Here is a 23,791-nt window from a genome sequence, read left to right on the forward strand (position 1 = left end):
AGAGTCCCGATGCGCAACAAATGGATAGTTGGCCTTACCTTGGCGTTGTCGGCTGGCCTAGCGGCCGCCGCGGCGCCGAAGAAGGCGGTGCTGGACGTGCAGAACATGACCTGCGCCGCGTGCAGCATCACCATCAGCAAGGCGCTCGACAAGGTTCCCGGCGTGCAAAGCAACCACGTCGATGCCGAGGCGGCGACGGTGACGGTGGTCTTCGATCCAAGCCGCACATCGATAAGCGCGGTCAGCCGTGCGATCACTGACGCAGGCTTCCCGGCCAAGGCTCGCTCAGATGGCGGCTGAGCTGGAGTTACAAAGTACGTTGACTTGTCCCCATTGTGGTCATCAGGCGACAGAGACGATGCCGACCAACGCCTGTCAGTTCTTCTACGAATGCCTCGGCTGCGGCCAACTGCTGCGCCCGAAACCGGGTGACTGCTGTGTGTTCTGCTCATACGGCACGGTTGCCTGTCCGCCGATCCAGGAACAGAAGTCGTGTTGTGGCTAAAGTGCTAAGCGCACCGACATAATTGCCGCCATATCTCGCCAGTAGCTACGTAATGCTATTGATTGACCGCAACTGAAGTGGTCAAATTATTTCCCATCGATCCAGCGGAAATCGCAGCGATGATGGGACGTCAGGAAGCCGGGCAAGCGCCCCTGTTCTACGCGTTCAACTTCGAAGACCACGTCCCGGCGAGCCACATGCTCCGCGGCATCGACCACTTATGGACCTGGGCGAGCTGCACCAGCACCTGGCCCCGCACTACAGCCACACCGGCCGCCCCTCGATTGATCCGGGCCTTCTGATCCGGATGCTGATCGTGGGTTACTGCTTCGGCATCCGCTCGGAGCGTCGGTTGTGCGAAGAGGTCCACTTGAACCTGGCGTACCGCTGGTTCTGCCGGTTGGGCCTGGAAGATGCCGTGCCGGACCACTCAACATTCTCCAAGAACCGCCACGGCCGCTTCCGGGACAACGACACCCTGCGCTTCGTATTCGAGAAGGTGCTCGAGCGCTGCCTGGCCGAAGGCCTGGTCGGCGGCGAGGGCTTCGCGATCGACGCCAGCGTGATCAAGGCCGATGCTAACCGGCAGCGGGGCGTGCCGGGTGCCGATGCGGCCTGGGACCGGGAGTCGCCGCTCGCGCGCCCGGTCCGGGAGTATCTGCAGGCGCTGGACGACGCTGAGACGCCGCGCACCCCACCCAAGAATGTGTCGCTGACCGACCCGGCAGCGCAGTGGACCGCCGCGCCCGGCGGCCCGGCCTTCTACGCTTATTCGACCAACTACCTGATCGATGTAAAGGCGGGCGTCATCGTCGATGTGGAAGCCACGCCTGCGTATCGGACCGACGAGGTCCAAGCGACACGGACCATGGTCGACAGGGTCGAGCAGCGCTTCGACCTCAAGCCGACCCGGCTGATCGGCGACACCGCCTACGGCACGTCGGAAATGTTGGGCTGGATGGTGGATGAGAAGGGCATCGAGCCCCACGTGCCGGTCTGGGACAAAGCCGAGCGCAAGGATGGGTCGCTGGGGCGGTCCGACTTCAGTTGGGACGCGGAAGCTGACGAGTACCGCTGCCCCCAGGGCAAGCCACTGCTATCGAGCGGCAAGCCAACCGCCGACAACACGCTGATCTATCGCAGCAGCCTTCACGACTGCACCAACTGCGAACTGAAGGCGCGGTGCTGCCCCAACACGACGCATCGAAGGATCGCCCGCCAGGTGAACGAGTCCGCACGGGACGTGGCGCGCCAGCTGTCGACGACGAAGAGATATGCCCAGTCACGGCGACATCGGAAGAAGGTCGAGATGCTGTTCGCGCACCTCAAACGCATCCTGCGGTTGGACAGATTGCGTCTACGCGGCCTGAAGGGCGCTAGAGACGAGTTCCTACTGGCCGCAACGGCACAGAATTTACGAAGAATGGCAGCGTGGTTGATGCCGAAAAGCCCCGAAGCGGCAATGGCAACGGCCCTTTGAGGACAAAGGGCGCTTGCGCGCCCATTTTCTCGTCGCCCCTGGCCAAATAATCATTGATCCGGCCGAACCGCTAGACCCAGCCGCCCGCCAGAAAGCGAGTTTTTCAACAGAATAGATCGGTAGCGGAAGCCGGTGCCCGCCACGATCCCGGCGTCGTCGTCAGTAGGCGCCTTGCCTTCATCACCGGGCCTTGGGCCTGGCTGGGCAAGCAGGTGAGCCTGCTGAACTGGGCTCCGCGGCTGCCTGGGCAGGCTTCTTGCCTGCCCGACTGGGCTTCCAGCCTGCTGCGGCAGGCAAGGAAGCCCACTCCACTGGGCTCCGAGGGTGCTGCGGTTACCGGCGGAGCCTGCCCGACTGGGCTCTCGGCCTGCCCGGGCAGGCACTTTGCCCACCGCACTGGGCTCGGCGGCCAGTCAGGCGGGCTTTCTGGCTGCCGAAGCAGGTTCCCGGCGAACAGACAAAGAAAGCCCCGGTTCCCCGGGGCCTTCTTCGCCACGTGTGGTGGCTTTACTCGCCCGCTTCCGCCGCCTCGGGCTCTCGCGCCGCCCGCCGGCCCTGGCCCCTGAAGCGCTCGGCCAGGCCCAGCCGCGTCGATTCCAGTCCCTGGTTCTTGCCGGCCACCTTCAGCAGGGCATACCCCTGCAGGGCGGCGGCGATGATGTCGCTGCCCAGCGCGGTTTCGGAATCGGACATGCGCTCGAGCAGTTGGGTCAGCCGGGCCATGCGCGGGCGCAGCTGGTCCAGGGCCACCAGGTCGGCCTGCGCCTCGGCCAGGCCCAGGCTGGGCGGCACTATCTGCGGGTTCTGCCCCAATACCATCAGCGCCTGCCGGCAAAAGGCCTCGGACTTGTCGCCCATCTTGAACAGGTTGCGGCGGTCGTCCGGCTGCAGGGACAGCAGGCCGGTGCAGGCGTTCTCCAGCGCGGTCAGCGCCGTGTCGATGGCGTCCAGTTGCGGGCGGTCGAAGGACAGCGAAATCAGGTTCTGGCTCACACGTCTCTCCATGGTGGGTAGTGGATGTCCGGCCCGGGAGGGGTGGACGTCTCCATGGTTAGCGCGGGATCGCCGCAAGTGCGCGTCGCGGCGTGATCCTGTAGCCCGTTCCTCGACAGGTTCACGGTATTCACCGGGTCTGCTGTCGGGCGTCAGCGCAGCACGACAAGGGCGCCCGCCACCGCCACCGCCACGGCCAGCACGCCGAGAATCAGCAAGGCCTTGCGCTGGCGGGCTTTCAATCGCTGGCCCATCTCCATTTCGACGTCCTGCACGGTCTGCGCCCGAAGCCGCGCCATCACATCGTCGGTCAGTATTTTCGCTTCGTCCTCGGTGATTTCGCCGGCTTCCACACGGCGTCCGATCAGGCCTATTTCATCGAATAGCGCCTGTTGCTTCGGGGGAAGGGTGGGCAGGGTGGTCATGGGCGAGTGTCCTGGAGGCGAAGGGAGGGCAGGTGGGCGCTGACCTGAACCAGTATCAAGGTGGCGGCCACGGGGAGGCGTCAGATAAGACCATAAAATCAAATAGATAGGGAAGATGGTCCGCACATTAATACTTGGGCTGCGTCCTCTGGTTCGCAGCTTTCAATTGAAGAATTACGTGCATACAATGTGTACACAACGCTTCAGCTGCAACCTGCCACAAGGCACAAAGCCAAAGGCACAACGATGAACGCCGTAATCAATTTCCGAACGTCCGAAGAGAAGCGCGCACTGATTGACCGTGCCGTGGCGGCATTGGGCACGAATCGGACCGCGTTTATTTTGACGACGCTGGTCGAAAGGGCCGAAGAAGTGCTGGCCGACCGCACGAATTTTGCGCTGTCTGCCGATCAGGTGCGTCGATTCAACAGGCTGCTGGATGAGCCGATCAACGCGGCTGCCATTCGAATGCTGACCAAGCCTGCCCCTTGGGCCTGAATGGCGATTACCCGGCCGGCCCGGCTTACCGTTGAGCATGGTGTCGACAGCTTCGCGTGCGCCCATGCGTCGCTGGCAAGCTGGCTGCAGGATCGGGCATTGACGAACCAGGCAGAGGGCGTTTCCAACGTCTTCGTCGTATGCGACGACGCGGCCGAAAATCCCCGGGCAGTGGTTGGCTATTACGCATTGGCGGCGGGATCCGTGCAGCATTCCCGGGCGCCAGGGCGTCTAAAGCGGAACATGCCCAACCCCATACCTGTTGCCGTGCTGGGTCGGTTGGCGGTGCATCAGGACTATCAAGGTCAGGGAATCGGCGGCGGCTTGCTGCAGGATGCCGTCCTGAGAACGCTATCCACCACCCGGGAAGGCTTGGCGGTCCGCGCCATGTTGTGCCATGCCATTGACGAGGCTGCGGTCAGGTTCTATCTGCACAACGGCTTTCAACCAAGCCCGATAGACTCCCTTACCCTGTTGCTGCCGTTGGCCCAACTGGCTGCCCAGTTGAATCGGTGACCCCGGAGGAGGAGAGGGCGGGGATTGTGAGCGCCTGCCGGCAGAAGGCCTCGGACTTGTCGCCCATCTTGAACAGATTGCATGGGTGGTTGATGTCCGGCCCGGAAGGGGTGGACGTGTCCATGGTTAGCGCGAGATCGCAGCCAGTGCGCGTCGCGGCGTGATCCTGTAGCCCGTTCCTCGACAGGTTCACGGTATTCACCGGGTCTGCTGTCGGACTTCGGCTATTCGCAGCCGACGCCGTCGTTGTCGCGATCCAGGTGGCTGGCGTAACCCGGATCGCCGCGGCGCACCGGCGCGGCGCCGGCTGCGCGGGCTTCGGTGCAGTTCGCGTAGTACACGGCGCTGCCGCGCGCCGGTTGTGCGCCGGAAAGATTGTTTGCGTTCGCCGGCGGCGGGGCGCTGCGTTTGGCGCCGTGGCAATGGTAATCGCCGGTCTTGCGGTTGGTGTGGCAGCCGTCGGCATTGGTGCCGCCGCCGTGGGCGAGAACCGTTGGCGCGAAGGCGAGCAGGGCCAGCGCGATCAGTACAGTGGCGGGTCGGACAGGAATCATGATTCCCCCTCGAGACGCCATGTCGGCGCTCATCAGGGCCAACGCCCGAACGGCGGACGGGCGGACATTTCCGGTGTCATCCAGACGGAAATCGGGGAGGATCGGGAATGGTGGCCGAGGACGGAATCGAACCGCCGACACGGGGATTTTCAATCCTGCCGACCGGGGTGCGTGGCAATACGGGGATTTACTGCTACCCCTTGATATAGAGCCTTATCCGGGTGCATTATTTACGGCGAGGGACGGCCAATTTCCGTGGTCTGTGCTACCCCGGTGCTACCCGGGCCGCCCGTAGGAGCTGCCCGTGGTCCAGGTTGTTTCATTCACCGAGGCGCGTTTGCGCTCCCTTCGAGCCGCGGCTGCGGCAGGCGAGCGCATCGAATACCAGGACGCCGAGCAGAAGGCGCTGAGGCTGCGCGTAAGCCCGACCTCCGCGAGCTGGTACCTGTTCAAGCGCATCCCCGGCGGCCCGATGCGTCGGCTGCTGCTGGGGTCTGCCGACGATCTGAGCGTCGAGAAGGCGCGCAAGGAAGCCATCAAGGCGATCGCCAAGCTGATTGACGGCCGCGACCCGTCCGCCGAGAAGCGCGCCCGCAAGGCGGCCGAGAAGCGGGACAGCCTGACCCTTGCCGACGCCCTAGGAATCTACCTGGACGAGAAATCGAACCTGCGCCCGGCGACCCGGGCCACCTATGCCCGCGACCTGCGGACCACGTTCGGCGATTACCTGGACCGGCCGTTGGCGGAGCTGACCCCGGACAAGGTGCGCGAGCGCCACCGGCTCCGCATGACCAAGGGCGCCAAGGCGTCCGCCAAGGTGGGACATGCCCGCGATCGCCAGCGCATCAAGGCCAGTCCTGCCCGCGCCGATGGCGCAGTGCGCGCGCTCCGGGCAGTGGTCCGGTATATCCGCGTGACCCGCAAGCTGGACCTCCAGGACCCGGCGGGCGAAATCAGCGCCACGCGCCAATGGGGCGCCGTGGGCCGCCGCAAGCGCGCGCTGCTGGGCAAACCCTGGCCGAGTTCGTGAAGGCGCTGGAGGCCATTCCCGACGATCTGCCGCCCGACCTGTCCGGCACCCAGCGGGACCCTGGTGCTGCTGATCCTGGCGACGGGCCTGCGAATCAGTGCCGCGGCCGGCTTGCGATGGTCGGAAGTGGATCTGAAGGCCGGAACCCTGACCATCCCGGCGGCCCGCATGAAGGGCAAGCGGGACCACTCGCTGCCGCTAGGGCCGATGATCCTGGCGAGGCTCAAGGCACGGAAGGCCGACCCGCGGGCGGGCGAGTTCGTGTTTCCGGGCGCGGCCGGCGACAAGCCCCTGGAGCGACTGTCGGCGCGATTCGTGGCCCGACTGAAGGACAGCGACGGCGGAGCGTTCGTCTGGTCGCCCCACGATCTGCGCCGGACCGTGCTGACCATGCTGGAGGCGATGGACGTAAGCGCCTACGCGCTCAAGCGCATCGCAGCGCACAGCGAGAACGGTGACGTAACCGCCGGCTACCTTGCGGACGATGTTGAACGCCTGCGCGGGCCGATTGAGAGGCTGGAGCGCGCGGTGCTGGGCGGCAAGGGTGGGGTGGTCGAGCTTCGGGCGAGGAGGGGGTGATGGCGAAGCGGGGCAGGCCGAAGGCGGACAATTTCGTGCGAGATGGGATGGTTGTCTATCTCGTTCTAAAGGCAATTGCGGACCGGCGCGGAAAGAACATTCCTCTAGTCAGTCGGTCAGGAGAAGGCGGGAGATTGAAGAAACCAGCAGCCCCATCTGCGTACAAGATCGCGCGGGATACGTTGGCTAAGAATCACGGAATCCGTTTGAGCCTCGGTTCCATCGAAGCCATCTTCAAGAAGGGCAAGGCGACCCATGTTGGTCAAATTGATTTTGCGGCAAGCCTTCGGAAGCAAACTGCTGAGGCCAAGCATCGCCGGAGGAATCCGCGCGTCTATGGGCATGACGATCCGGCTCGCCCGGGGCCAGCCTTGAGAGCTGTCTGGCGCTGACGCGGAATTATCTACCCCGGTTCAGCAATCTAGCTGCTCGAAGATCGCTTCACGCCGCAAGACCAAGCGGCTGACAGGAGCGAGCAACATGAGCCAGAACCCCGCCGTCATTCCTCGCCGACTGAGCGAGCGCGAGGCCGCCGCCTATCTCGGCGTCGGAAGCGAACGGACCCTCCAGGATTGGCGCCATCGCAAAATCGGCCCGGTCTATTCCAAGCTTGGCCGCCGCGTGGTCTATGACCTCGCCGACCTGGACGCCTTCCTTGCCGCCGGCCGCGTCGAGCCGAAGGCCGCGTGATGCGCCTCCCCAACGTCGCCAGTTTGCGGAGCTACGGGAAGCGCCCGGCCATCGCGCTGCTAGAAGCGATGGCGTCCGAACAGCGAGCAGCGTTCAGACAATTTCACGAGGCATTTAAGGCAAGAGGCGAGCCGCACAACGAGTTGGCGAACTACTACAAAGTCCAAATCGCGCGGGCAGGCTGCCTAGAGAAATTTCAGTCCCGGTTGCGCGAAGTCCAAGAATGGCCGGACTCGCCCTGATGCCTGACGCCAGCCGCCAGCCCGAATCGCCCGTGGAGCGACTGGGCTTCCACTTCGCGCCGCTCGCCGACTCGCTGGCGAACATCAAGCCGCCGAGCTGGCTCGTTCGTGGCCTGCTGGAGCGCGACTCGCTGGCGATGCTGTTCGGCGACCCTGGAGCGGGCAAGAGCTTCGGCGCGGTGGACCTGGCCGCGTGCGTCGCAACGGGGCAGAAATGGCACGGCCGGAAGGTGTACCCCGGCCCGGTGCTGTTCGTTGCCGGTGAGGGTCGCAGCGGCATCGCCCGCCGGTTCCAAGCCTGGTCAATCGTGCATGACGGCCCGATCGCTTGGGCGCCGCTGTTCCTTTCATCCTCCGCCGTCTCGCTTTCCGACTGGCCTAGCGTGGCCGAGGTGCTGGAAGCGGCTCGCGAGGTCGCTGACATATGCGGAAAGGCCCCGGTGCTGATCGTGGTGGATACCGTGGCCCGCAACTTCGGCCCGGGCGACGAGAACAGCACAGCCGACATGACGGCCTTTATTCGCGGCTGCGACGAGTTGCGGCAGGAATTCGGCGCTTGCGTGCTACTGGTCCATCACTCGGGGCATGGCGACAAGAGCCGCGCCCGGGGAGCGATGGCATTGAAAGGCGCGCTCGACTTCGAGTTCCGGTTCGCCCGAGACGAGTCCGGCGTTATTCGCTTCGAGGCCACCAAGGTCAAAGACCACGAAGCGCCCGAGCCGATGGCGTTCAAGCTGGCGTCCGTCGAGTTGGGCATCACCGATGACCAGGGCCTGCCGTCACCTCCGCCGTGCTGCGTCCGGTGTCCTGGGAGCCGCCAGCGAAGGCCGGCAAGGCTGGCCGCGGCAAACACCAGACTCAGGCCATGCGGATCCTGTGGGACCTGCTGGAGGCCCGCCGCGGTCGCCTGGTGGCATCGGGCCACGATCCCGCAACGGCCCGCGTCACCGCGAGCGAATGGCGCTCCGCTTGCGTCGAGCAAGGCGTGGACCGGCGCCGGGTCGCGGAGGTGATGGATTCGCTGGTGGAGATTGGCCGGGTCCGCGTGGTGAACGGCTTCGCCGAACCCGTGGAGGGTCTATGAGCGCCCGCCGGTTTGCTGTCCGAAATGCGTCCGAAATACGTCCGATTTGTCCGAAACGCCCGTGTCCGGTTTGTCCGAAATGCCTATAGGCATCGGACGGACGGACAAAACCGGCACACCTGAAGTTTGCAGACCCCGAGGAGAATGAAAGATGGCCCTGATTACTGTTCTTAAACGCCTGGCCGGCATCTCGCCGAACGATGTCGAGGCTGCTGCGACGGCCTTGCGGGAGGTTGAGGCGGAGTTGAGCGCCGCAGTTGCAGCGTTCGATGCCGCCAATTCGAGTTTCGGCGCCGACCTGGTGGCCGCGATGACCGCCGGCAAGCCGGAAGCGGTCGAAGCGAACCTGGAAGCGAAGCGCAAGGCCGTTGATCGGCACACCCGGGCACGGGAAGCGGTCGCGGAACGCCTTCAGCGCGCACAGGACGCCGCAAGGGCCGACACGCTTGCCGAGCGATGGGACGCAGCCGAGAAGGCGCTACAGGCGCGCAGGGAGGCTCTGGTGCGATTGGAGCAAGCCGCGGCCGACTTCGGTGCGGCGCTCGTGGCGGCCGAGGTGGCTGCGCGCAAAGCCTGGGACGCAATGCCCGTAAAGCCCAGCGATGGGCCGCATTACCTTGGTGCTTGCCGGTGAAGTGCCGTCATTGCTGGCACTGGCGACCGAAGGCCGCGCGGGCGGCTACCGGGGTTCGATGCTCTGGGATTTGAAGCAGCAGCCTGGACTGGTGGCGCGCGCCGATGCGAGGGCGCGCGAGTGGCTGCGTCTGCGTCCGGCTTCGAGGTCGCCGAACCCGCCGGCCGCGGCGTGAGTGTTCTACGCGCGAGACGCTGGCAAGGCTCAGTTCGTTGAACGGGTCTTATGTCAACTCTCGCGCTGCTTATTTTTTACCCACCATCGTTCTACGGAAAGAGGTAATCGCCATGCATTCTCCCGATCTTGGAATCACCATCGCCGACCCCCTCCCCCGTTCGAGCAAGCGAGCGCGGAGGGTGGGGTGGGACCCCAAAACGCCGGGGCCATCGAAGGGGGCGCCCAACAATAACGCCCCGCAAAATTCCGCGCCCGAAGTTCCGAGCGACTGGCCCGCATGGGCGCCGCCGCTGCCGACGGAAACCGTTCCCGCACCGTGGGAAGCCGAAGGCCGTGCGCCGCGCCCCGACGAAATGTTTCCCGCGTTCGGTGAGCCAGCGCGCCGCCCGAGTGACTACACGATGCCGCAAGGTTTCTTGGGCGATGACGTTAGCGGCGAAGGGTTGACGCATGGCCGCGCCGTTCAATCGCTGCTGTTCAGTGCCGGCTTTCCCGCGACTGAGGGTTCGGCCCTGTTGTAAGGCGACACCCTAATCTGCCGCTAAGGCGACACCCAGATTTACGCACCTCCGGGTCGACCCCGTAGCCTCGTTGGCTTTCGTCCTGGACGGGAGCGGGCGTGGCGACCACCGATCTGGAGATCCGCATGACGATCAAGACCCTGGCAGCCAAGGGGCTGCCCCGGCGGGCCATCGCCCGCCAGCTCGACCTCAGCGAAGGCACCGTCCGCTACCACCTGGCCCGGCAGGCGGCCGGCGCCCTGGACGGGCGTGCCCACCAGCCGCGCCACGCGCTGGTCGCCGCCGACGCGATCGCGCACTGGATGGCGCACCACGACCGCAGCAACCTCGCCGCGCTGCACGCGTGGCTGGCCGCGGAGCACGGCTACACCGGCAGCCTGCGCTCGGTGCAGCGCTTCGTCGCCGACCGCTACCCGCCGCCGCCCCGGCGGGCCCGCCGCCGGGTGGAGACGCCGCCCGGTGCGCAGGCGCAGGTCGACTGGGCGCAGTTCCCGCGCATGGTCGTCGCCGGCCAGGCGGTGACGCTGCACGCCTTCCACCTGGTGCTCTCGCACTCGCGCTTCGGCGCCGTGGTCTGGATGCCGGCCCAAGACAGTCTGTGCTGGCTGGCCGCGCACAACGCCGCGTTCGAGCGCGTCGGCGGCATCCCGGCGGTACTGCGGGTGGACAACACCAAGACCGCCGTGGTCCGGGGTGCCGGCGCCTGGGGCCAGCTCAACGACAGCTACCGCCGCTATGCCACCACCGTGCGCTTCCACGTCGATGCCTGCGCGCCCTACAGCCCCGAACACAAGGGCAAGGTGGAACGCGCGGTGCGCACGCATCGCGGCGTCGACCTGGCCCGCCAAGCCTGGGACAGCGTCGACCAGCTGCAGGCGGCCACCGACGACGCCCTGCGCGACAGCGCCCGCCGTCGCCGCTGTCCGGCCACCGGCAGCAGCGTGTTCGACGCCTGGCAGGCCGAACGCCCGGCCCTGGCCCCGTTGCCGATCCTGCCGGCCCCGTTCGACCACGTCGCCACCCGCCGCGTCGGCCGCGACGGGCTGGTCGCCTTCGAAGGCCGCCAGTACTCGGTGCCGTTCGCGTATCTGGATCGCCCCGTCGAAGTGCGCGGCGCCGCCGGCTGCGTACAGGTGCTGGCCGACCAGCAGATCATCGCCCAGCATCCGCGCCACACCGATTGCCGCGTGCTGCTCGATCCCGCGCACTACGAGGGCCCCAGTACCGCGACCGTGCAGGCCCCGACGCCGCTGGGACGGATGGGGCGAAGGCTGCAGGAACTGGCCGCGATGCCGGTCCAGCACCGGCCCCTGGACCTCTACGCCGCCCTGGCGGAGGTGGCCCGATGAGCCGGCGCAAGCTCGACCTCGACCGCACCCGCGAACGCCTGCTCGGACTGGGCCTGGCCCACGCCGCCGACCAGCTCGAACCCGTGCTCAGCGAGGCGGTCAAGGAGGGCCAGGCGCCGCACGCGGTCCTCGACGCGCTGCTCGATGCCGAACACCAGGCCCGCGAAGGCCGCCGCGTGCGCACCGCGCTGCGCCTCTCGAGCCTGCCCAGCGGCCAGACCCTGGCCGACTTCGACTTCGCGTTCCAGCCGGCGATCGAGCGCTCGCGCATCGATACCCTGGCCACCTGCGCCTTCATCCGCGCCGCCGAGACGGTGCTGATCCAGAAGCCCGCCCGGCGTCGGCAAGACCCACTTGGCCGTCGGCCTGGGCATCAAGGCGGTCGAACACGGGTTCTCCGCCCAGTTCTACCGCTTCGACGAGCTCAAGCTCCAGCTCAAGGCCGACGCCCACCTGCCGCCGGCCCGGCTGCGCCGGCGCAAGTACCTGTCCACCGCCCTGCTGGTCATCGACGAACTGGGCTTCGAGCCGATGACCCGCGACGAGGCCAGCCTGTTCTTCCGCCTGGTCACCTACCGCTACGGCCGCGGCGCGATCCTGATCACCACCAACAAGTCCGTGCGCGATTGGACCGAACTGCTGGCCGGCGACGAAGCCCTGGCCGCCGCCATCCTCGACCGCCTGCTGCACAAGGCCCACGTCCTCAACATCAAGGGAAGGAGCTACCGACTCAGAGACCTTGAAGCCACCCTCGGAACACCCCGCAACTGACCTTCACCCCGGCCCGAGGTGCGTAAATCTGGGTGTCGCCTTAATGCGTGAAACTGGGTGTCGTTTGACACCTGTTGCAGGAGTTGGCCGACGCCGAACGCATGTACCCCGGCGAACCCGATGACCTGACCTTCCTCCAGCAGACGAATCAGACGGAGGCGACGCTCCGGCGGAAGCTTGGCGATGGCGAGTTCGAGCGGCGGCGTGCGGCGTTGACCGAGATGCTGGCCGAGATGGATCGCAAGTCTGGCGGCAAGCTGGGCGACTTCATCGAAGAGCGCGCGCATCACCTGGCGTCCCCGATGGTCTATGCCCGGCTGCTGGCCCACGCCGGCCGCGTCGCCAAGCGGGGGCGCTGATATGTCGAAGTTCGTGCCAGGGCGAAGCGGCAACCCGTCGGGACGGCCTAAGGGCATCAAGAACCGGCTGTCCGTGCTGCGCGAGTCGCTGGTGACACCTGGCGAGGCGCGCGAGGTGGTGGCGAAGCTGGTCGAGTCGGCGCGCGGTGGCGACACACAGGCCGCCGGAATCCTGCTAGATCGCATCTGGCCGAAGCTACGGCCGACCTCGCCGGCGATCGCGCTCGCGCTGCCGGAGGGCGACCTGGCCGAGCAGGCGGAGGCCGTGGTGCGAGAGCTGGCCGCCGGCAACCTGCCGGCGGCGGATGCCTCGCACATCCTGGGGTCGCTGTCGGCCGTGGCGAAGATCAAGGAAGTGACCGAGTTCGAGCGCCGGCTGGAGGCGCTGGAGAAACGTCATCTGTTCAAGCGAGGAGAGTGAGATGGCCGGATACGGACAGGACAAGCGCCTGGAAGCGCTGGAAACCGAGATGCCCGAGCGGCCGCCGATTATGGTGCTGTCGGCGGACTGGGATGGGGCGGGGGATGCTCTGGCTGCCTACTACGCGCGGACCCCGGAGGAGGAGAGGGCGGAGACTGTGGTGGTGGTGCTGGGGTCATGAATGGTTGTGCTTGTGGCAGTTCACGAGCTAAGCCGTTTGTCGGCGAGATTCGCCAACCTGCTGATCCAGTTGATTAGTCTCGCTGCGCATTGAGACAATGGCTTGCGTATCGCGCCCCTGCCTATATCTAATACGCGGGTTAAACCGGAAGAGGCGGCAAATGGCGGGCCAGAAGATTGAAGTTATCGTAGTCAATGCGCCGGGCATCTTTCACATTGCCCCAAGCTCGTTTGTGGTCAGCCAGCCTACGCCTGACGGCTCTCTACAGATTCAGTTCTGTGATGACTTCGTGGCCACAGACACGATGACAGTTACGCAGTCTGAGAAACCGGGCGCCGAACAAACGCCTGAGTTCTCATTCAGTAGTGCGCCAGAACGAATTGTTTATGGCAAGGTGAAACTCAGTTTGACCGCTGCCAAGGGATTTGTAGAGCTTCTGAATACGCACATTGCACTGCTGGAGCAGAGCTCGGGCAAGGGGAATGTATCGTGAGCGTGACATCTGATCGGGTGTTATCAACTTTTGGTCGTCATCAGCAGACGAGTGGATCGCAGCTTGAATTCCAGTCGGCAAAAAAGGCTGTTGAATCGATTGGCTGGACGAACAGCTTGTTTGGAACGGTGATGGTGTTGACCTATTGCGCGGCTGAAAAAGTTGCGTTTCCAACCAAAGACTGGGGACAGGTTGTGTCCGTCAGTACCGCTTCTGATGGCCACTATTTGGACGCTCAGGAAGTTTCCCCTGCGAGAGCAGCTGCCTTGGAGTGGATATTCTCCGCCCCAGAGCTTTCAATGGAAGGATTTGCTAGAGCATTTCGGCAGCGGTAAGCCACCTCCGTGGCCGTTGATGTTTGGCAAAGATTCTGGAATGCGGTTCCGGATCAGACAAGGAAGAACGGCATAGTCGAAATTGCTGAGCTTCTTCAGGCGTGGTGGTTATCGTCCGACGATGCGAAAGTCGCATCTTTGTCTTTCGGTGCATACGCACCATATTCAGCTCCAACGGTTGCTGGAAACCGGGAGCTTTGGCATGTACATCTTGCGCCGCTCAGGTCTGACCGCGTGAGATGGAAGAGATGGGCTGCATGCCGTCCAACTTCGCGAACATCTGACGCGGCCGTAATATTCGCGCGCCGCGATGATGGGAGCCTTTTGATTATTTGGGTGCTCAATCAGGACGCGCACAAGATCGCGAAAATGGAACTGAAGGAGTCCCGTGATTTCATGCGTGATTGCGCCGCTGCCGCGCGGGAATGGCGAGTGGCGACGGCAGTGTCTGACGAGTGGTTAAGGATCGTTCCATAGATTTACTTAGCGACGTCGCTTGATTCTTTAGTTCTACGACGATTGGCTGTCTCAAGGAGCCTCCAGGTCGAAGGGGGTTGTCCACGCTAGCTTGCTTGCATGGTCGAGTTGAAACCGGATAGCCCGAATGGTGGAGTCCACGTCCTCACCGTTGCCGTCCGCCACGCTCAACAATGATTGCCGCAGTTTGTCCGCCTGCCGTTCCACGGTGCGGCCGAGTGTCTGCGCCCACATGTTCCGATTGCGCCATTCATTCATGGCCGTAAGCGTGGCCGATCGATGGCGCACGGACTGAGATTCCACTCCGCTGCTACCCCAGTGCTACCCCGGTCCCAAACGCCGACCCCCAACTAAAACGCCCCGCGAGGCTGAGAGCCAAGCAGGGCGCGGGATTCGGGATGGTGGCCGAGGACGGAATCGAACCGCCGACACGGGGATTTTCAATCCCTGCCGAGAAGGTCCCGGGTAATTCCATGCGTGCCAGGAGTCGCCTGTTTTCTGCCTTTTTGTTGGTTTGGCGTCTTGTGCCGTCCCACGATATCCCCTACAGTCCCTATCAATTCAGGGACTGTGTAGGGACGAAGATGGCGATCACGGTCCGGGCACTCGAGACCTTGGCACCCGGCAAATGGCTCAGTGAAGCCGGTAACCGGAACGAAGGCGCTCTTCGCGCCAAGGGTGGTCCAAACGGCGCGCGCTTCTATTTCCGCTATCGGAACTCGAGCGGCACCTATGACGATCTGCCGCTCGGCAAGTTCGACGCTCGCGGGCGCGATGGACTGAGCCTGGTGGAGGCAAGGGGGCGGGCAGGCGAGCTGGTCCGGCGCTATCGGGCGGGCGACTCAGACCTGCGGCTGGCGATCGAGGCGGAGCGGCGGGAAGGGGAGCACGCTTTAGCGGCGAAAGTCCGCGCCAGCGCCGCGGCCGACGCGCGCCGTGCGGCGTCGCTGGGCGTCCTCCTGGGCGCATACGTCAAGCAACTGGACCGGGACGGCAAGTCGAGCGCCGGCGCGGTCCTGAGGGCCCTCGAGCGGCATGTGCGCGATCCCTGGCCCAAGCTTTGGGCTACGCCTGCGGACGACGTTGGGATGGAAGACCTGCTTGCGGTCATTGCCCGGGTGTCGGACGCCGGCAAGCTTACCGAGGCGCGAAAGCTGCGCGCGTACCTTTTGGCCGCTTACAAGGCCGCAGTAAGGGCCCGCCAAGACGCGCGCGGACACCCGGCGCTTCGCGAACTTCGGATCTCGTCCAATCCTGCCCGCGACTTGGCTGCGATCGACGGCGGCACGGCCGCTCGCGAACGGGCGCTGTCGCTGGCCGAGATTCGGGCCTACTGGCGGCGGATCAAGGCGTTGCCTGACCCAGCAGGCGCGCTCCTGCGATTCCATCTTCTGACGGGCGCTCAGCGCATCGAGCAGCTGGCCAGACTGCAGGTCGGCGACATCGACGCGGATGCCGGCACCATGCGGCTTCGCGATGGCAAGGGGCGACGTAAATCGCCCCGTCTGCACGATGTGCCGCTCCTTGCTGACGCTCTCGCTGCACTCCAAGCGATGGCGCCAGAACGCGCCGGGTCCTTCGTGTTCACGGTGACCGCCGGCTCAAGCGGCGCCGCCTACTCCACGGTGCTGCATCGCCTGCGGGATGTCGTGGCGGCGATGCAGGAAGCGGGAGAACTCGACAAGGGAGCATTCACCGTGGGCGATCTGCGGAGGACGGTAGAGACACGGCTCGCGGCGGAGGGTGTCAGTACGGAGATCCGGGCGCAGCTGCAGTCTCATGGCTTGGGCGGCGTCCAGGCCCGCCACTACGACCGGCACGACTATCTGAGCGAAAAGCGGGCCGCCCTGCAGACTTTGCTTCGTCTGCTCGAAGGAACGGCCGCCACCATCACGCCAATCCGCCGGCGTCGCCACTAAAGGGGGCCACAATGCCAGCCGACAAGCCGGTTTCTGAACTCGACCCGTCTTTATTTCAGGCGGGCTTGGAAGCGATGGAACGAGGGATTGCAGAGGCGGATCGCCGCGCGAAAGGCGAGTTCGATGGGCTGCTCGGATCATTGGACCCCGGGGGCTCGAGGCTGTTGCGGGACATCGTTGACGAGCTGCGCAGCGTCCTGCTCGACCGTTACGGCGATGAGGAAGCGCGGGCGCTCATTGCCGAATTCGAGCCGCAGCCCGGCTATCGAAACATGCCGGTCGTTCCGGACGACGTGGATCTGGCGCTCCGGCTGCTCAACCTGGTTGCCAGTGCATTGCGATGCGAGCCTGAACGTCGCCAAGAGTTGTTCCTCGGCCCGCGCGATGCCCGCCGGCAACAGGGAACGCGGAAGCCGAAGCGCCCCCAAGTGAATGAATGGATCGAACGCCAGCTTCGGCGACAACCCGGTGCCAAATCCCCAGACCTGTGGTCACGACGGCCGGACTGGATGGAAGAACAGGTCGGATACGACCGGTTCTCGAGGCGCGTGAGTGATGTCCGCAAACTGTTGAAATGCGTCGCAAGTAAATAGCGACGGAATGCCGGCCGAGAGTTCACTGGCGCCCGCTTTGTTCCCGGGCATCCAAGGAGAACCCATGTCCCGCATCATTCCCGCCCTCGAGACCAAGCTGCTTCGCCTTCCTGCGGTCATCCGGCGGACCGGTCTCAGCCGCTCGTCGCTGTACCGGCGGGTGTCCGCCGGCACCTTTCCTGCGCCGGTCAAGATCGGCGAGCGCTCCTGCGCCTGGGCGAGCCACGAGGTTGACGCCTGGATCGCCGCGACGATCGCCAAGCGTGACGGTGGCGGCCGTGTCGCCCGCTGACGGCAACTCCACCGCCACTGGTGTCCGAAAGGCGGTCAAACGGCGCCAGAAGGCCAAGGGGCGGATAACCTCGGGAACCTACTTCCTGATCCCCACCGTGGTGCTGGATTCGCCCGCCTTTTGCTCGTTGAGCACTAAGGCGAAGGCGTTGTTGCTTGATATGGGCGCCCAGATTCGCGGCCGCCACAACAATGGCGACATCTCGGCGACCTACAACATGCTGCGGAAGCGGGGTTGGTGCTCAAGGACACGATCGGCAATGCGCTCGCCGAACTCCTGGAAAAGGGCTTGATCGAAAAGACCCGGCAAGGCTTTCTCCGGCGCTGCAGTCTGTTTGCCTTCACCTGGTGGGGCATCGAGGACCCCCAGGGCAAGTTGGACATATCGCCGAACCCGGTCCCGTCGAACCTTTGGCAGCGCTACAAGAAAAACGCGAAGCCCACCCCGACCAGCGGGGCAAAGCTGCCCCGGTAGTCGGGCCAAATCGGCTTCCGGGACAACTTCCATCGTAGATATGCCCCGGCCACCGGGCCATGCCGGCGCATTCCTTGTCTTGTTTGCCCCGGTAGTCGTACCCCTTCTAAGAATCTCCATGTGCGGAGCACGTGCGGGAGCGCGGCGCCAGCTAGCTTGAGCCGAACAGTGTGTGGTCGCCCGGCCCCGGAGTTTTGACAGCAGTACGCGCACGCGCGCGTGCGCGCGCGAAGCGGTGATGTTGTGGACGGCCGCTCGGCACCGGCGGCGGCGGCTGTCTTTGCCGGACGCTTCGCGCGCGCGCGCGAGGCAGGACGAGGGAGACGCGCTGGCGGGCGGGTCGCTATTCGAGTCCCGGTGGGGCCGACCCTAACCGACATCATCGCGGAACGCTTCGCGCGCGCGCGCGAGGTGCCGGCTGCTGGTGGGGCGCAGCAGGTGCCGTCCGGACGCCGTTGCCGCCTGCGCGGCCAGGGGATACTCGACCGTTGGGTCGGAATCGCGCTCGCCTGGCTATGGGCCGTCGATGGGGTGCGCCCCACGTGGACGGACTGGCTAGGCGTCGGCCTGTGTCTGACGGGTGCGACGGTGATCATCCTGGGATCCCGTCCCCACTGACAGGGCGAACACTTGCCCCACGACCGGCACCCCAACGAGAAGGATCAGGGCTGTCAGCGATCCCGATAGGCAAGCAATCGCAGCGCGTTGGCCACCACCAAAAGGGTCGAGCCTTCGTGGAAAAGGACCGCTACCCCCATTCGCATGCCCAGTATCGTCGCCGGAATCAGGATTGCGACCATGCCCAGGCTCGCCCACAGGTTCTGGCGGATGATGCGCCGCGTCCGGCGGCTCAGTCCCACCACAAACGGCAGATGCTCAAGCTTGTCGCCCATCAGGGCCACGTCCGCCGTCTCGAGCGCGACGTCCGAGCCAGCAGCACCCATGGCGATGCCGACCGATGCGCTGGCTAGGGCGGGGGCGTCGTTGACGCCATCGCCCACCATCGCGACCTCGCCTTCGGCACGCAGCGCCTTGATCGCCTTGACCTTGTCCTCGGGCATCAGGTCGCCGTAGGCCCGGTCAATGCCCACGCTGGCGGCCACGGCGTCTGCGACCCGCTGGTTGTCGCCGGAGAGCATCACCAGCCGGGTCATGCCCAGCTCGCGGAGCCTGACCATCACCGCCTTGGCCGCTTCTCGAGGTGTGTCCATCAGGCCGACGGCTCCAAGGTAGCGGTCGCCTTGGCGGACGACAAACACAGTCCGGCCCTGCTGCTCCAAATCGAGCACTTTTGCGGTCAGTGATGCCGGCAAGCCGGGGCCACCGATGTCGTCGAAGAGGCTCTTCTTGCCCAGGTAGACCAGCAGGCCTGCCACGCTGGCCTTCAAGCCTCGGCCGGTGAGGCTCTCCAAATCCGTCGCCTGAGGTACATGAACGGAGCCCAGGCGTACTGAGCCATCCCTAACCACAGCGGCGGCCAAGGGATGGTCGCTCAGGCGCTCTACGGCAACGGCCACGCCCCAGGAGTTCCTGCTCCGTCACGCCGTCGGCGGGAATGACGTCCGTAACCTGCGGCCGTCCCTCGGTCAGCGTGCCGGTCTTGTCGAAAGCCAGGGCGTGCAGGACACCCAGCCGTTCCAGCGGGCCGCCTCCTTTGATCAGGACGCCACCCCTCGCTGCGCGGGCGACGCCGCTCAGCACCGCACTGGGTGTGGAGATCGCCAACGCACACGGGCTGGCGGCGACCAGCACGGCCATCGCCCGGTAGAAGGTGGCGCTGAACGGCTCATCCACCACAAAGCCGGCGAACAACAGCAAGCCCACCAGGACCAGCACCGAGGGAACGAAAATCTTCTGGAAGCGATCGGTGAAAAGCTGCGTTGGCGATTTCTGGTTCTCCGCCGAGCGCACCAGTTCCACGACCCGTGCGAGCGTGCTCTGGCTGGCGAGGCGCGTGACCTCGATTTCCAGCACCTTGCCCTGGTTGATGGTGCCGGCGAAGACGCGATGTTCGGGCCCGACCGCGTCGGGGCGTTGCCTTGCCTCGGACGCGTCCACGACCGGCCGCTTGTCGACCGGAACGCTTTCACCCGTGATGGCGGCTTGGTCGATGCTGCTCTCACCAAGTACGACGAACCCGTCCGCTGCCACCCGCTCGTCGGGTTTGACCACGATGACGTCGCCGAGCACCAGGCTGTCCACGGAGACTTCGACCAGGTCCTCGCCACGGCGCACAAGCGCCGTTTCCGGACGCAGGTCCGCCAGTGCCTCGATGGCGCGACGGGCGCGGCCCATCGCGTAGTTCTCAAGCGCATGGCCGAGACTGAACAGGAACAGCAGCAACGCGCCCTCGGCCCATTGGCCAAGGACCGCGGCGCCCGCGGCCGCCACGATCATCAGGGAATCGATCTTCAACTCGCGGTGCCGCAGGTTCTCGATCGCTTCGCGCACGGTGAAGAACCCGCCTGCCGCATAGGCCAGCAGCAGCAAGATGAAGGGACCGGTGGCACCGTCCCCCTGTGTTCGACCCCAGGCCCAGCCGGCCAGGAGGAAGGCGCCGGAGGCCAGGGAAAAAAATGATCTCGGCGCGGCCCGCCCAAGGGCCCCCGCTGCCGTGATCGTGGTTGTGTCCCGCGCTAGCCGCCGGGGAGGCGTGGTATCACTCATCGGAAATTCCTCGAACGTGGATACTGCAGGCGCGCTCCGTCGGAGCGCGCCTGCCTCGTGGCCTTCGTCGTGCTGGGCTAGGCCGGCACGTCCGCCCGGTCGATCAGCAGCACATCGTCGATGGAACTGGTGAAGATCCATCCGGCATTCACTTGCCCGGTGCGGCCGTGCTGCCGGATCAACGCAATGATCGCGTCGACCCGCTCGTCCTCGCAGAACACGTCGAGCTGGATCTCCTGGGTCACCCGTTCACCCAGTTCGACCGAGTAGTCCTGCTCGCGGGCACTGGAGGCGCGCAACAAGCCGCGGGCCTGCACCACGCTCAGGCGCCGCTCACCTGCGGCCTCCAGAGCGTGCACGATGTCGCTCATCCGATGGGCGTGCAGCAAGGCAGTGATGCGCTTCATGGCGTGGCCTCCGGGTTCTTGCGTTCGGCGCGGGTTTCCAGCCACTCGTAGAGCACGGGCAGCAGGAACAGGGTCAGCAGGGTGGCGCTGAGCAGGCCGCCCACGACCACGGTGGCCAGCGGGCGCTGGGTCTCGGCACCCACGCCGCTGGAGATCAACATCGGGACCAGGCCCAGGATCGCTACGCTGGCAGTCATCAACACCGGTCGCAGCCTGAGGGCCGTGCCTTGCAGGACAGCCTCACGCACCGAGAGCCCGCGTTCCCGCTGCTCGTTGAGGAAGCTCACGAGCACGATGCCGTTGAGCATGGCTACGCCGAACACCGCGATGAACCCGATGGCCGAGGGCACCGACAGGTACTGGCCGGTCAGGAACAAGGCCAGCAGGCCGCCAATGGTCGCGAAGGGCACGTTGGCCAGGATCAGGGCCGCGAACTTGATCGAGTTGAACGCGGTGTACAGCAGCACGAAGATGAAGAAAATCGTGATGGGCACGATCAGGCTCAGCTTCGCCAGCGCTCGCTGCTGGTTCTCGAACGCACCGCCCCACTCGATCCAATAGCCGGGCGGCAGGTCCACCTGCGATTCGATCGCGGCCGTCGCATCGGCCACGAACCCATCGACGTCCCGGCCCCGCACGTCCATCTGGATCACCGCGTAGCGCTGCAGCTGCTCGCGGCGGATGAACGAGTAACCCTCGGCCACCGAGACCGTCGCAACCTCGGAAAGCGGCACCAGCGCCCCCGACGCGGCCTTGAGGGGGATCCGTCGCAGGGCTTCGACCGAACTGCGCGTGCCGTCATCGAGGCGCACGGAGATGTCGAACCGCCGCACGCCGTCGAGCAGCACGCTGACCGGTTCGCCACCCAGGCCATTGCGCACGATGGTCAGCACTTCCTCGGCGTTCATGCCGTGCCGGGCCAACTCGGCCCGATCCACCTCGATGCGGATCTGAGGTTTGCCCAGGTTCGCTTCCAGCGACAGGTCGGCCACCCCGTCGATCCCTGCCAGTACCGGCTTGAGCTGGCTGCTGAGGCGATCGAGTTCGGCCAGGTCTTCCCCGTAGAGCTTGAGCGCCAGGGTCGCGCGGACGCCGGAGATCAGCTCTTCCACGCGCATCTGGATCGGCTGGGTGTAACCGGGCACCACGTTGGGCACGACCTCCTCCAGCGTCTCCTGCATGGCCTCCTCGAGATCCTTGATTGAGCGTCCCGTAGTCCAGTCCTCCTCGGGCGTCAGCGCCGTGTAGATCTCCATGTAGTTGACGTCGGCGGTCTCGCCCTTTTCGGCGCGGCCGATCATGGCGAGCGTCGTCTGCACTTCCGGGAACTTCTTGAAGGCCTCGGCAATGACATTGCTGGTGCGGATCGACTCATCCAGGGACGTCGACGGGATGCCCGTCACCCGCCACATGATCGAACCCTCCTGCAGCTGGGGCATGAACTCCTTGCCAAGGAACGGAAAGAGCCCCAAGGCCAGCACCAGCGCCACGGAAGCCGTGATCACCACGGCGCGTTTCGCGGAAAGGGCGCGCTCCAGCAGCGGGCGATAGCGCCGCTTGAGGAAGGCCACCAGGCGGGTGTCCTTCTCTTCCTTGGGCTTGAGGATCATGGCCGCCAGGACCGGGATCAGCGTCAGGCTCAGCAGCATCGAGCCGGCCATCGCGAACGCGATGGTGAAGGCCATGGGCTTGAACAGCTTGCCCTCCAGGCCCTCGAGGCTGAACAGCGGCAGGAACACCACGATGATGATCAGGATCGCAAACGAGATGGGATTGGCCACTTCCTTGGCCGCCGCCAGCACCGCCGAGGTCCGATCCACCTTCTCTCCGTGGGTGTGTCGCTCGGCCATGATGCGGTAGGCGTTCTCCACCATCACCACGGCGCCATCCACCATCATGCCGATACCGATGGCCAGGCCCGCCAGCGACATCAAATTGGCCGACAGCCCGAACTGGCCCATGCCGATGAAGGCCATCAGCATCGCCAGCGGCAGGGTCACAATCACGACCAGCGCCGAGCGCAATTCGCCCAGGAACAGGAACAGCACGATCGCCACCAGGATCGAACCCTCGATCAGGGCCCGCGTTGCCGTGCCTACCGCCTTGTTGACCAGGTCGGTACGCTCGTAGATCGGGCGCACGACCATGCCCTCGGGCAGCGCGTCCTGGACCGTGGCCAGCTTGGCCTTGACGGCCTCGACCACATCCTTGGCGTTCTCGCCGATGCGGGACAGTGCCATGCCCAGCACGACTTCCTCGCCATCGCGCGTCACCGCGCCAAAGCGCGGCGCCGGCGATTCGATGATCCGGGCGACGTCACGCATGTAGACCGGCACGCCGTCCTCGGACTTGAGGACGATCGCCCCGATATCCTCGGTCGAGGACAGCAGGCCCAGGCCACGCACCAGGTACTGTTCGCGGCCCACATCCATCACGTTGCCGCCGACCTGGCCGTTGTTTGCGGGCAGCGCCGCAATCACATCGGCAAAGCCAAGGCCACGGGCGTACAACCGCTGCGGATCGATCCGAACCTGGTACTCGCGCTCACCGCCGCCCCAGGAACTGACATCGTCTACGCCCGGCGCCGTGCGCAGGATCAGTCGCACGGTCCACTCCTGCCAGGTACGCAGGTCCATGTCGGTGATCTGTTCCTTGCTCACGCCCGGGGCGCGCTCGACCGTGTACCAGAAAACCTGGCCCAGCCCCGAGCTGTTCGGACCCATGCTGGGCTTGCCGTAACCCTCGGGCAGACGGTCGCCGATTTCCTGCAGCCGCTCATTGACCAGCTGCCGAGCGAAGTAGATCTCCATATCGTCCTCGAAATAGACGGACACGTAGGAAAGACCAAACAGGCTTACCGAGCGGATTTCCTGCACCTTGGGCAGGCCCGCCAACGCGGACTCCACCGGGGTGGTCAACAGCAACTCGACGTCTTCTGCCGCCAGGCCCGGGGATTCGGTGTAGATGTTCACCTGCGCCGGGGTGACGTCCGGGAAGGCGTCGATGGGAACGTCACGAACCGCGCGCAGTCCAGGAAGGCGACGACGGCGAAAATGATCAGACCAGGAACTTGTAGCGCAGGGAGAGTTCGACCAGGCGATTCAGCATGGCGCACCTCCGCGGTC

At 65.3% G+C, this 23,791-nt stretch carries 30 protein-coding genes and 3 pseudogenes; 26 read left to right on the plus strand and 7 right to left on the minus strand.

The window, feature by feature from the left end:
* Window positions 1–9 precede the first annotated feature (9 nt).
* From FRZ33_RS07525 to FRZ33_RS07535, 3 genes and pseudogenes are all read left to right on the plus strand, one after another.
* Complete coding sequence (locus tag FRZ33_RS07525) at window positions 10–300, plus strand: heavy-metal-associated domain-containing protein (protein ID WP_146908793.1); 291 nt, start codon at window positions 10–12, stop codon at window positions 298–300.
* The gene (locus FRZ33_RS16145; RefSeq protein WP_146908791.1) at window positions 290–505 is read left to right on the plus strand and encodes a GDCCVxC domain-containing (seleno)protein; all 216 of its coding nucleotides are present in this window, start codon (window positions 290–292) and stop codon (window positions 503–505) included. The genes FRZ33_RS07525 and FRZ33_RS16145 overlap by 11 nt, the downstream gene beginning before the upstream one ends.
* Window positions 506–624: 119 nt before the next feature.
* Window positions 625–1,985 (plus strand): annotated as a pseudogene (locus tag FRZ33_RS07535) (transposase).
* 507 nt (window positions 1,986–2,492) lie between these two features.
* On the opposite strand, the gene FRZ33_RS16880 reads toward FRZ33_RS07535, so the two are convergent.
* Both FRZ33_RS16880 and FRZ33_RS07545 read right to left on the minus strand, forming a co-directional pair.
* On the minus strand, window positions 2,493–2,978 hold the full coding sequence (locus tag FRZ33_RS16880) for a beta/alpha barrel domain-containing protein (protein WP_146908805.1): 486 nt from the start codon (window positions 2,976–2,978) through the stop codon (window positions 2,493–2,495).
* Window positions 2,979–3,130: 152 nt separating this feature from the next.
* On the minus strand, window positions 3,131–3,403 hold the full coding sequence (locus FRZ33_RS07545; protein WP_146908807.1) for a hypothetical protein: 273 nt from the start codon (window positions 3,401–3,403) through the stop codon (window positions 3,131–3,133).
* 246 nt (window positions 3,404–3,649) lie between these two features.
* Between FRZ33_RS07545 and FRZ33_RS07550 the strand changes: the two genes are divergently transcribed.
* Together FRZ33_RS07550 and FRZ33_RS07555 are read left to right on the plus strand one after the other, a co-directional pair.
* Window positions 3,650–3,901, plus strand: coding sequence for a type II toxin-antitoxin system TacA family antitoxin (locus tag FRZ33_RS07550; protein WP_146908809.1), 252 nt, complete (start codon window positions 3,650–3,652; stop codon window positions 3,899–3,901).
* Entirely contained in the window at window positions 3,902–4,417 is a 516-nt protein-coding gene (locus FRZ33_RS07555) for a GNAT family N-acetyltransferase (RefSeq protein WP_146908811.1), read from the plus strand.
* A gap of 224 nt (window positions 4,418–4,641) precedes the next feature.
* On the opposite strand, the gene FRZ33_RS07560 is transcribed toward FRZ33_RS07555, so the two are convergent.
* On the minus strand, window positions 4,642–4,971 hold the full coding sequence (locus FRZ33_RS07560) for an excalibur calcium-binding domain-containing protein (protein ID WP_146908813.1): 330 nt from the start codon (window positions 4,969–4,971) through the stop codon (window positions 4,642–4,644).
* Between the two features lie 304 nt (window positions 4,972–5,275).
* On the opposite strand from FRZ33_RS07560, the gene FRZ33_RS07565 reads away from it, so the two are divergent.
* From FRZ33_RS07565 to FRZ33_RS07675, 21 genes and pseudogenes are all read left to right on the plus strand, one after another.
* Window positions 5,276–6,001 carry an Arm DNA-binding domain-containing protein gene (locus FRZ33_RS07565; protein WP_158637147.1) on the plus strand — a complete coding sequence of 242 codons (726 nt, stop codon included), beginning with the start codon at window positions 5,276–5,278 and terminating at the stop codon, window positions 5,999–6,001.
* 60 nt (window positions 6,002–6,061) lie between these two features.
* Window positions 6,062–6,580 carry a tyrosine-type recombinase/integrase gene (locus tag FRZ33_RS07570; RefSeq protein ID WP_343195859.1) on the plus strand — a complete coding sequence of 173 codons (519 nt, stop codon included), beginning with the start codon at window positions 6,062–6,064 and terminating at the stop codon, window positions 6,578–6,580.
* On the plus strand, window positions 6,580–6,972 hold the full coding sequence (locus FRZ33_RS07575) for a hypothetical protein (protein ID WP_146908819.1): 393 nt from the start codon (window positions 6,580–6,582) through the stop codon (window positions 6,970–6,972). The genes FRZ33_RS07570 and FRZ33_RS07575 overlap by 1 nt, the downstream gene beginning before the upstream one ends.
* 88 nt (window positions 6,973–7,060) lie before the next feature.
* Complete coding sequence (locus FRZ33_RS07580; RefSeq protein WP_146908820.1) at window positions 7,061–7,270, plus strand: helix-turn-helix transcriptional regulator; 210 nt, start codon at window positions 7,061–7,063, stop codon at window positions 7,268–7,270.
* Window positions 7,271–7,493: 223 nt separating this feature from the next.
* A complete protein-coding gene (locus FRZ33_RS07585) occupies window positions 7,494–8,525 on the plus strand; it encodes a helicase RepA family protein (protein ID WP_146908822.1) in 1,032 nt (343 codons plus the stop codon).
* 222 nt (window positions 8,526–8,747) lie between these two features.
* Window positions 8,748–9,230 carry a hypothetical protein gene (locus tag FRZ33_RS07590; RefSeq protein WP_146908824.1) on the plus strand — a complete coding sequence of 161 codons (483 nt, stop codon included), beginning with the start codon at window positions 8,748–8,750 and terminating at the stop codon, window positions 9,228–9,230.
* Window positions 9,231–9,240: 10 nt separating this feature from the next.
* On the plus strand, window positions 9,241–9,405 hold the full coding sequence (locus tag FRZ33_RS07595; RefSeq protein ID WP_227977701.1) for a hypothetical protein: 165 nt from the start codon (window positions 9,241–9,243) through the stop codon (window positions 9,403–9,405).
* Window positions 9,406–10,026: 621 nt separating this feature from the next.
* The gene (gene istA, locus FRZ33_RS07600; protein WP_146907253.1) at window positions 10,027–11,277 is read left to right on the plus strand and encodes an IS21 family transposase; all 1,251 of its coding nucleotides are present in this window, start codon (window positions 10,027–10,029) and stop codon (window positions 11,275–11,277) included.
* Window positions 11,274–11,540, plus strand: a pseudogene (locus FRZ33_RS17680) (ATP-binding protein); the annotation flags it as partial. The gene istA and the pseudogene FRZ33_RS17680, both read left to right, overlap by 4 nt.
* A 91-nt stretch (window positions 11,541–11,631) precedes the next feature.
* Complete coding sequence (locus FRZ33_RS16890) at window positions 11,632–12,048, plus strand: ATP-binding protein (RefSeq protein WP_146908828.1); 417 nt, start codon at window positions 11,632–11,634, stop codon at window positions 12,046–12,048.
* An 83-nt stretch (window positions 12,049–12,131) separates the two neighbouring features.
* A complete protein-coding gene (locus FRZ33_RS07615) occupies window positions 12,132–12,407 on the plus strand; it encodes a hypothetical protein (RefSeq protein WP_146908830.1) in 276 nt (91 codons plus the stop codon).
* A 1-nt stretch (window position 12,408) separates the two neighbouring features.
* Entirely contained in the window at window positions 12,409–12,828 is a 420-nt protein-coding gene (locus tag FRZ33_RS07620; RefSeq protein WP_146908832.1) for a DUF5681 domain-containing protein, read from the plus strand.
* Window position 12,829: 1 nt separating this feature from the next.
* A complete protein-coding gene (locus tag FRZ33_RS07625; protein WP_146908834.1) occupies window positions 12,830–13,009 on the plus strand; it encodes a hypothetical protein in 180 nt (59 codons plus the stop codon).
* Between the two features lie 160 nt (window positions 13,010–13,169).
* Window positions 13,170–13,502, plus strand: a complete 333-nt coding sequence (locus FRZ33_RS07630) for a hypothetical protein (RefSeq protein WP_146908836.1) — start codon at window positions 13,170–13,172, stop codon at window positions 13,500–13,502.
* Entirely contained in the window at window positions 13,499–13,837 is a 339-nt protein-coding gene (locus FRZ33_RS07635; RefSeq protein ID WP_146908838.1) for a hypothetical protein, read from the plus strand. Before FRZ33_RS07630 ends, FRZ33_RS07635 begins: the two co-directional genes overlap by 4 nt.
* A gap of 9 nt (window positions 13,838–13,846) precedes the next feature.
* Window positions 13,847–14,314, plus strand: a complete 468-nt coding sequence (locus FRZ33_RS17685; RefSeq protein ID WP_146908839.1) for a type II toxin-antitoxin system YafO family toxin — start codon at window positions 13,847–13,849, stop codon at window positions 14,312–14,314.
* A gap of 584 nt (window positions 14,315–14,898) precedes the next feature.
* Window positions 14,899–16,233, plus strand: coding sequence for a tyrosine-type recombinase/integrase (locus FRZ33_RS15160; RefSeq protein ID WP_158637149.1), 1,335 nt, complete (start codon window positions 14,899–14,901; stop codon window positions 16,231–16,233).
* An 11-nt stretch (window positions 16,234–16,244) separates the two neighbouring features.
* Window positions 16,245–16,826 (plus strand): hypothetical protein, encoded by a 582-nt coding sequence (locus FRZ33_RS07660; protein ID WP_146908846.1) that lies wholly within the window; start codon window positions 16,245–16,247, stop codon window positions 16,824–16,826.
* A gap of 64 nt (window positions 16,827–16,890) precedes the next feature.
* On the plus strand, window positions 16,891–17,118 hold the full coding sequence (locus FRZ33_RS07665) for a helix-turn-helix transcriptional regulator (protein ID WP_146908848.1): 228 nt from the start codon (window positions 16,891–16,893) through the stop codon (window positions 17,116–17,118).
* A gap of 237 nt (window positions 17,119–17,355) precedes the next feature.
* The gene (locus tag FRZ33_RS07670) at window positions 17,356–17,592 is read left to right on the plus strand and encodes a hypothetical protein (protein WP_146908850.1); all 237 of its coding nucleotides are present in this window, start codon (window positions 17,356–17,358) and stop codon (window positions 17,590–17,592) included.
* A 438-nt stretch (window positions 17,593–18,030) separates the two neighbouring features.
* Window positions 18,031–18,210, plus strand: coding sequence for a YnfA family protein (locus FRZ33_RS07675; protein ID WP_227978299.1), 180 nt, complete (start codon window positions 18,031–18,033; stop codon window positions 18,208–18,210).
* Between the two features lie 53 nt (window positions 18,211–18,263).
* Here the strand turns inward: FRZ33_RS07675 and FRZ33_RS16160 are convergent, their stop codons facing one another.
* The 4 genes and pseudogenes from FRZ33_RS16160 to FRZ33_RS07690 form a co-directional block, all read right to left on the minus strand.
* Entirely contained in the window at window positions 18,264–19,109 is an 846-nt protein-coding gene (locus FRZ33_RS16160) for an HAD-IC family P-type ATPase (protein WP_227977703.1), read from the minus strand.
* Window positions 19,054–20,082 (minus strand): HAD-IC family P-type ATPase, encoded by a 1,029-nt coding sequence (locus tag FRZ33_RS16165; RefSeq protein WP_227977710.1) that lies wholly within the window; start codon window positions 20,080–20,082, stop codon window positions 19,054–19,056. Before FRZ33_RS16165 ends, FRZ33_RS16160 begins: the two co-directional genes overlap by 56 nt.
* Before the next feature lie 254 nt (window positions 20,083–20,336).
* Complete coding sequence (locus FRZ33_RS07685; protein ID WP_146908852.1) at window positions 20,337–20,666, minus strand: P-II family nitrogen regulator; 330 nt, start codon at window positions 20,664–20,666, stop codon at window positions 20,337–20,339.
* Window positions 20,663–23,774: pseudogene (locus FRZ33_RS07690) on the minus strand (efflux RND transporter permease subunit). Before FRZ33_RS07690 ends, FRZ33_RS07685 begins: the two are co-directional and overlap by 4 nt.
* Window positions 23,775–23,791: the final 17 nt, after the last annotated feature.

Origin of the sequence: Arenimonas daejeonensis (assembly GCF_007993735.1) — a bacterium.
GTDB lineage: Bacteria > Pseudomonadota > Gammaproteobacteria > Xanthomonadales > Xanthomonadaceae > Arenimonas > Arenimonas daejeonensis.

Bases quoted from the DNA above. Each gene is read 5' to 3' on its own strand.
- FRZ33_RS07550 (WP_146908809.1), top strand. From the start codon at position 3,650: ATGAACGCCGTAATCAATTTCCGAACGTCCGAAGAGAAGCGCGCACTG.
- FRZ33_RS15160 (WP_158637149.1), top strand. From the start codon at position 14,899: ATGGCGATCACGGTCCGGGCACTCGAGACCTTGGCACCCGGCAAATGG.
- FRZ33_RS07685 (WP_146908852.1), bottom strand. From the start codon at position 20,666: ATGAAGCGCATCACTGCCTTGCTGCACGCCCATCGGATGAGCGACATC.
- FRZ33_RS07590 (WP_146908824.1), top strand. From the start codon at position 8,748: ATGGCCCTGATTACTGTTCTTAAACGCCTGGCCGGCATCTCGCCGAAC.
- FRZ33_RS07660 (WP_146908846.1), top strand. From the start codon at position 16,245: ATGCCAGCCGACAAGCCGGTTTCTGAACTCGACCCGTCTTTATTTCAG.
- FRZ33_RS07580 (WP_146908820.1), top strand. From the start codon at position 7,061: ATGAGCCAGAACCCCGCCGTCATTCCTCGCCGACTGAGCGAGCGCGAG.
- FRZ33_RS07555 (WP_146908811.1), top strand. From the start codon at position 3,902: ATGGCGATTACCCGGCCGGCCCGGCTTACCGTTGAGCATGGTGTCGAC.
- FRZ33_RS07560 (WP_146908813.1), bottom strand. From the start codon at position 4,971: ATGATTCCTGTCCGACCCGCCACTGTACTGATCGCGCTGGCCCTGCTC.
- FRZ33_RS07545 (WP_146908807.1), bottom strand. From the start codon at position 3,403: ATGACCACCCTGCCCACCCTTCCCCCGAAGCAACAGGCGCTATTCGAT.
- FRZ33_RS07620 (WP_146908832.1), top strand. From the start codon at position 12,409: ATGTCGAAGTTCGTGCCAGGGCGAAGCGGCAACCCGTCGGGACGGCCT.
- FRZ33_RS16145 (WP_146908791.1), top strand. From the start codon at position 290: ATGGCGGCTGAGCTGGAGTTACAAAGTACGTTGACTTGTCCCCATTGT.
- FRZ33_RS07575 (WP_146908819.1), top strand. From the start codon at position 6,580: ATGGCGAAGCGGGGCAGGCCGAAGGCGGACAATTTCGTGCGAGATGGG.
- FRZ33_RS07585 (WP_146908822.1), top strand. From the start codon at position 7,494: ATGGCCGGACTCGCCCTGATGCCTGACGCCAGCCGCCAGCCCGAATCG.
- FRZ33_RS07665 (WP_146908848.1), top strand. From the start codon at position 16,891: ATGTCCCGCATCATTCCCGCCCTCGAGACCAAGCTGCTTCGCCTTCCT.
- FRZ33_RS07630 (WP_146908836.1), top strand. From the start codon at position 13,170: ATGGCGGGCCAGAAGATTGAAGTTATCGTAGTCAATGCGCCGGGCATC.
- FRZ33_RS07525 (WP_146908793.1), top strand. From the start codon at position 10: ATGCGCAACAAATGGATAGTTGGCCTTACCTTGGCGTTGTCGGCTGGC.
- FRZ33_RS07625 (WP_146908834.1), top strand. From the start codon at position 12,830: ATGGCCGGATACGGACAGGACAAGCGCCTGGAAGCGCTGGAAACCGAG.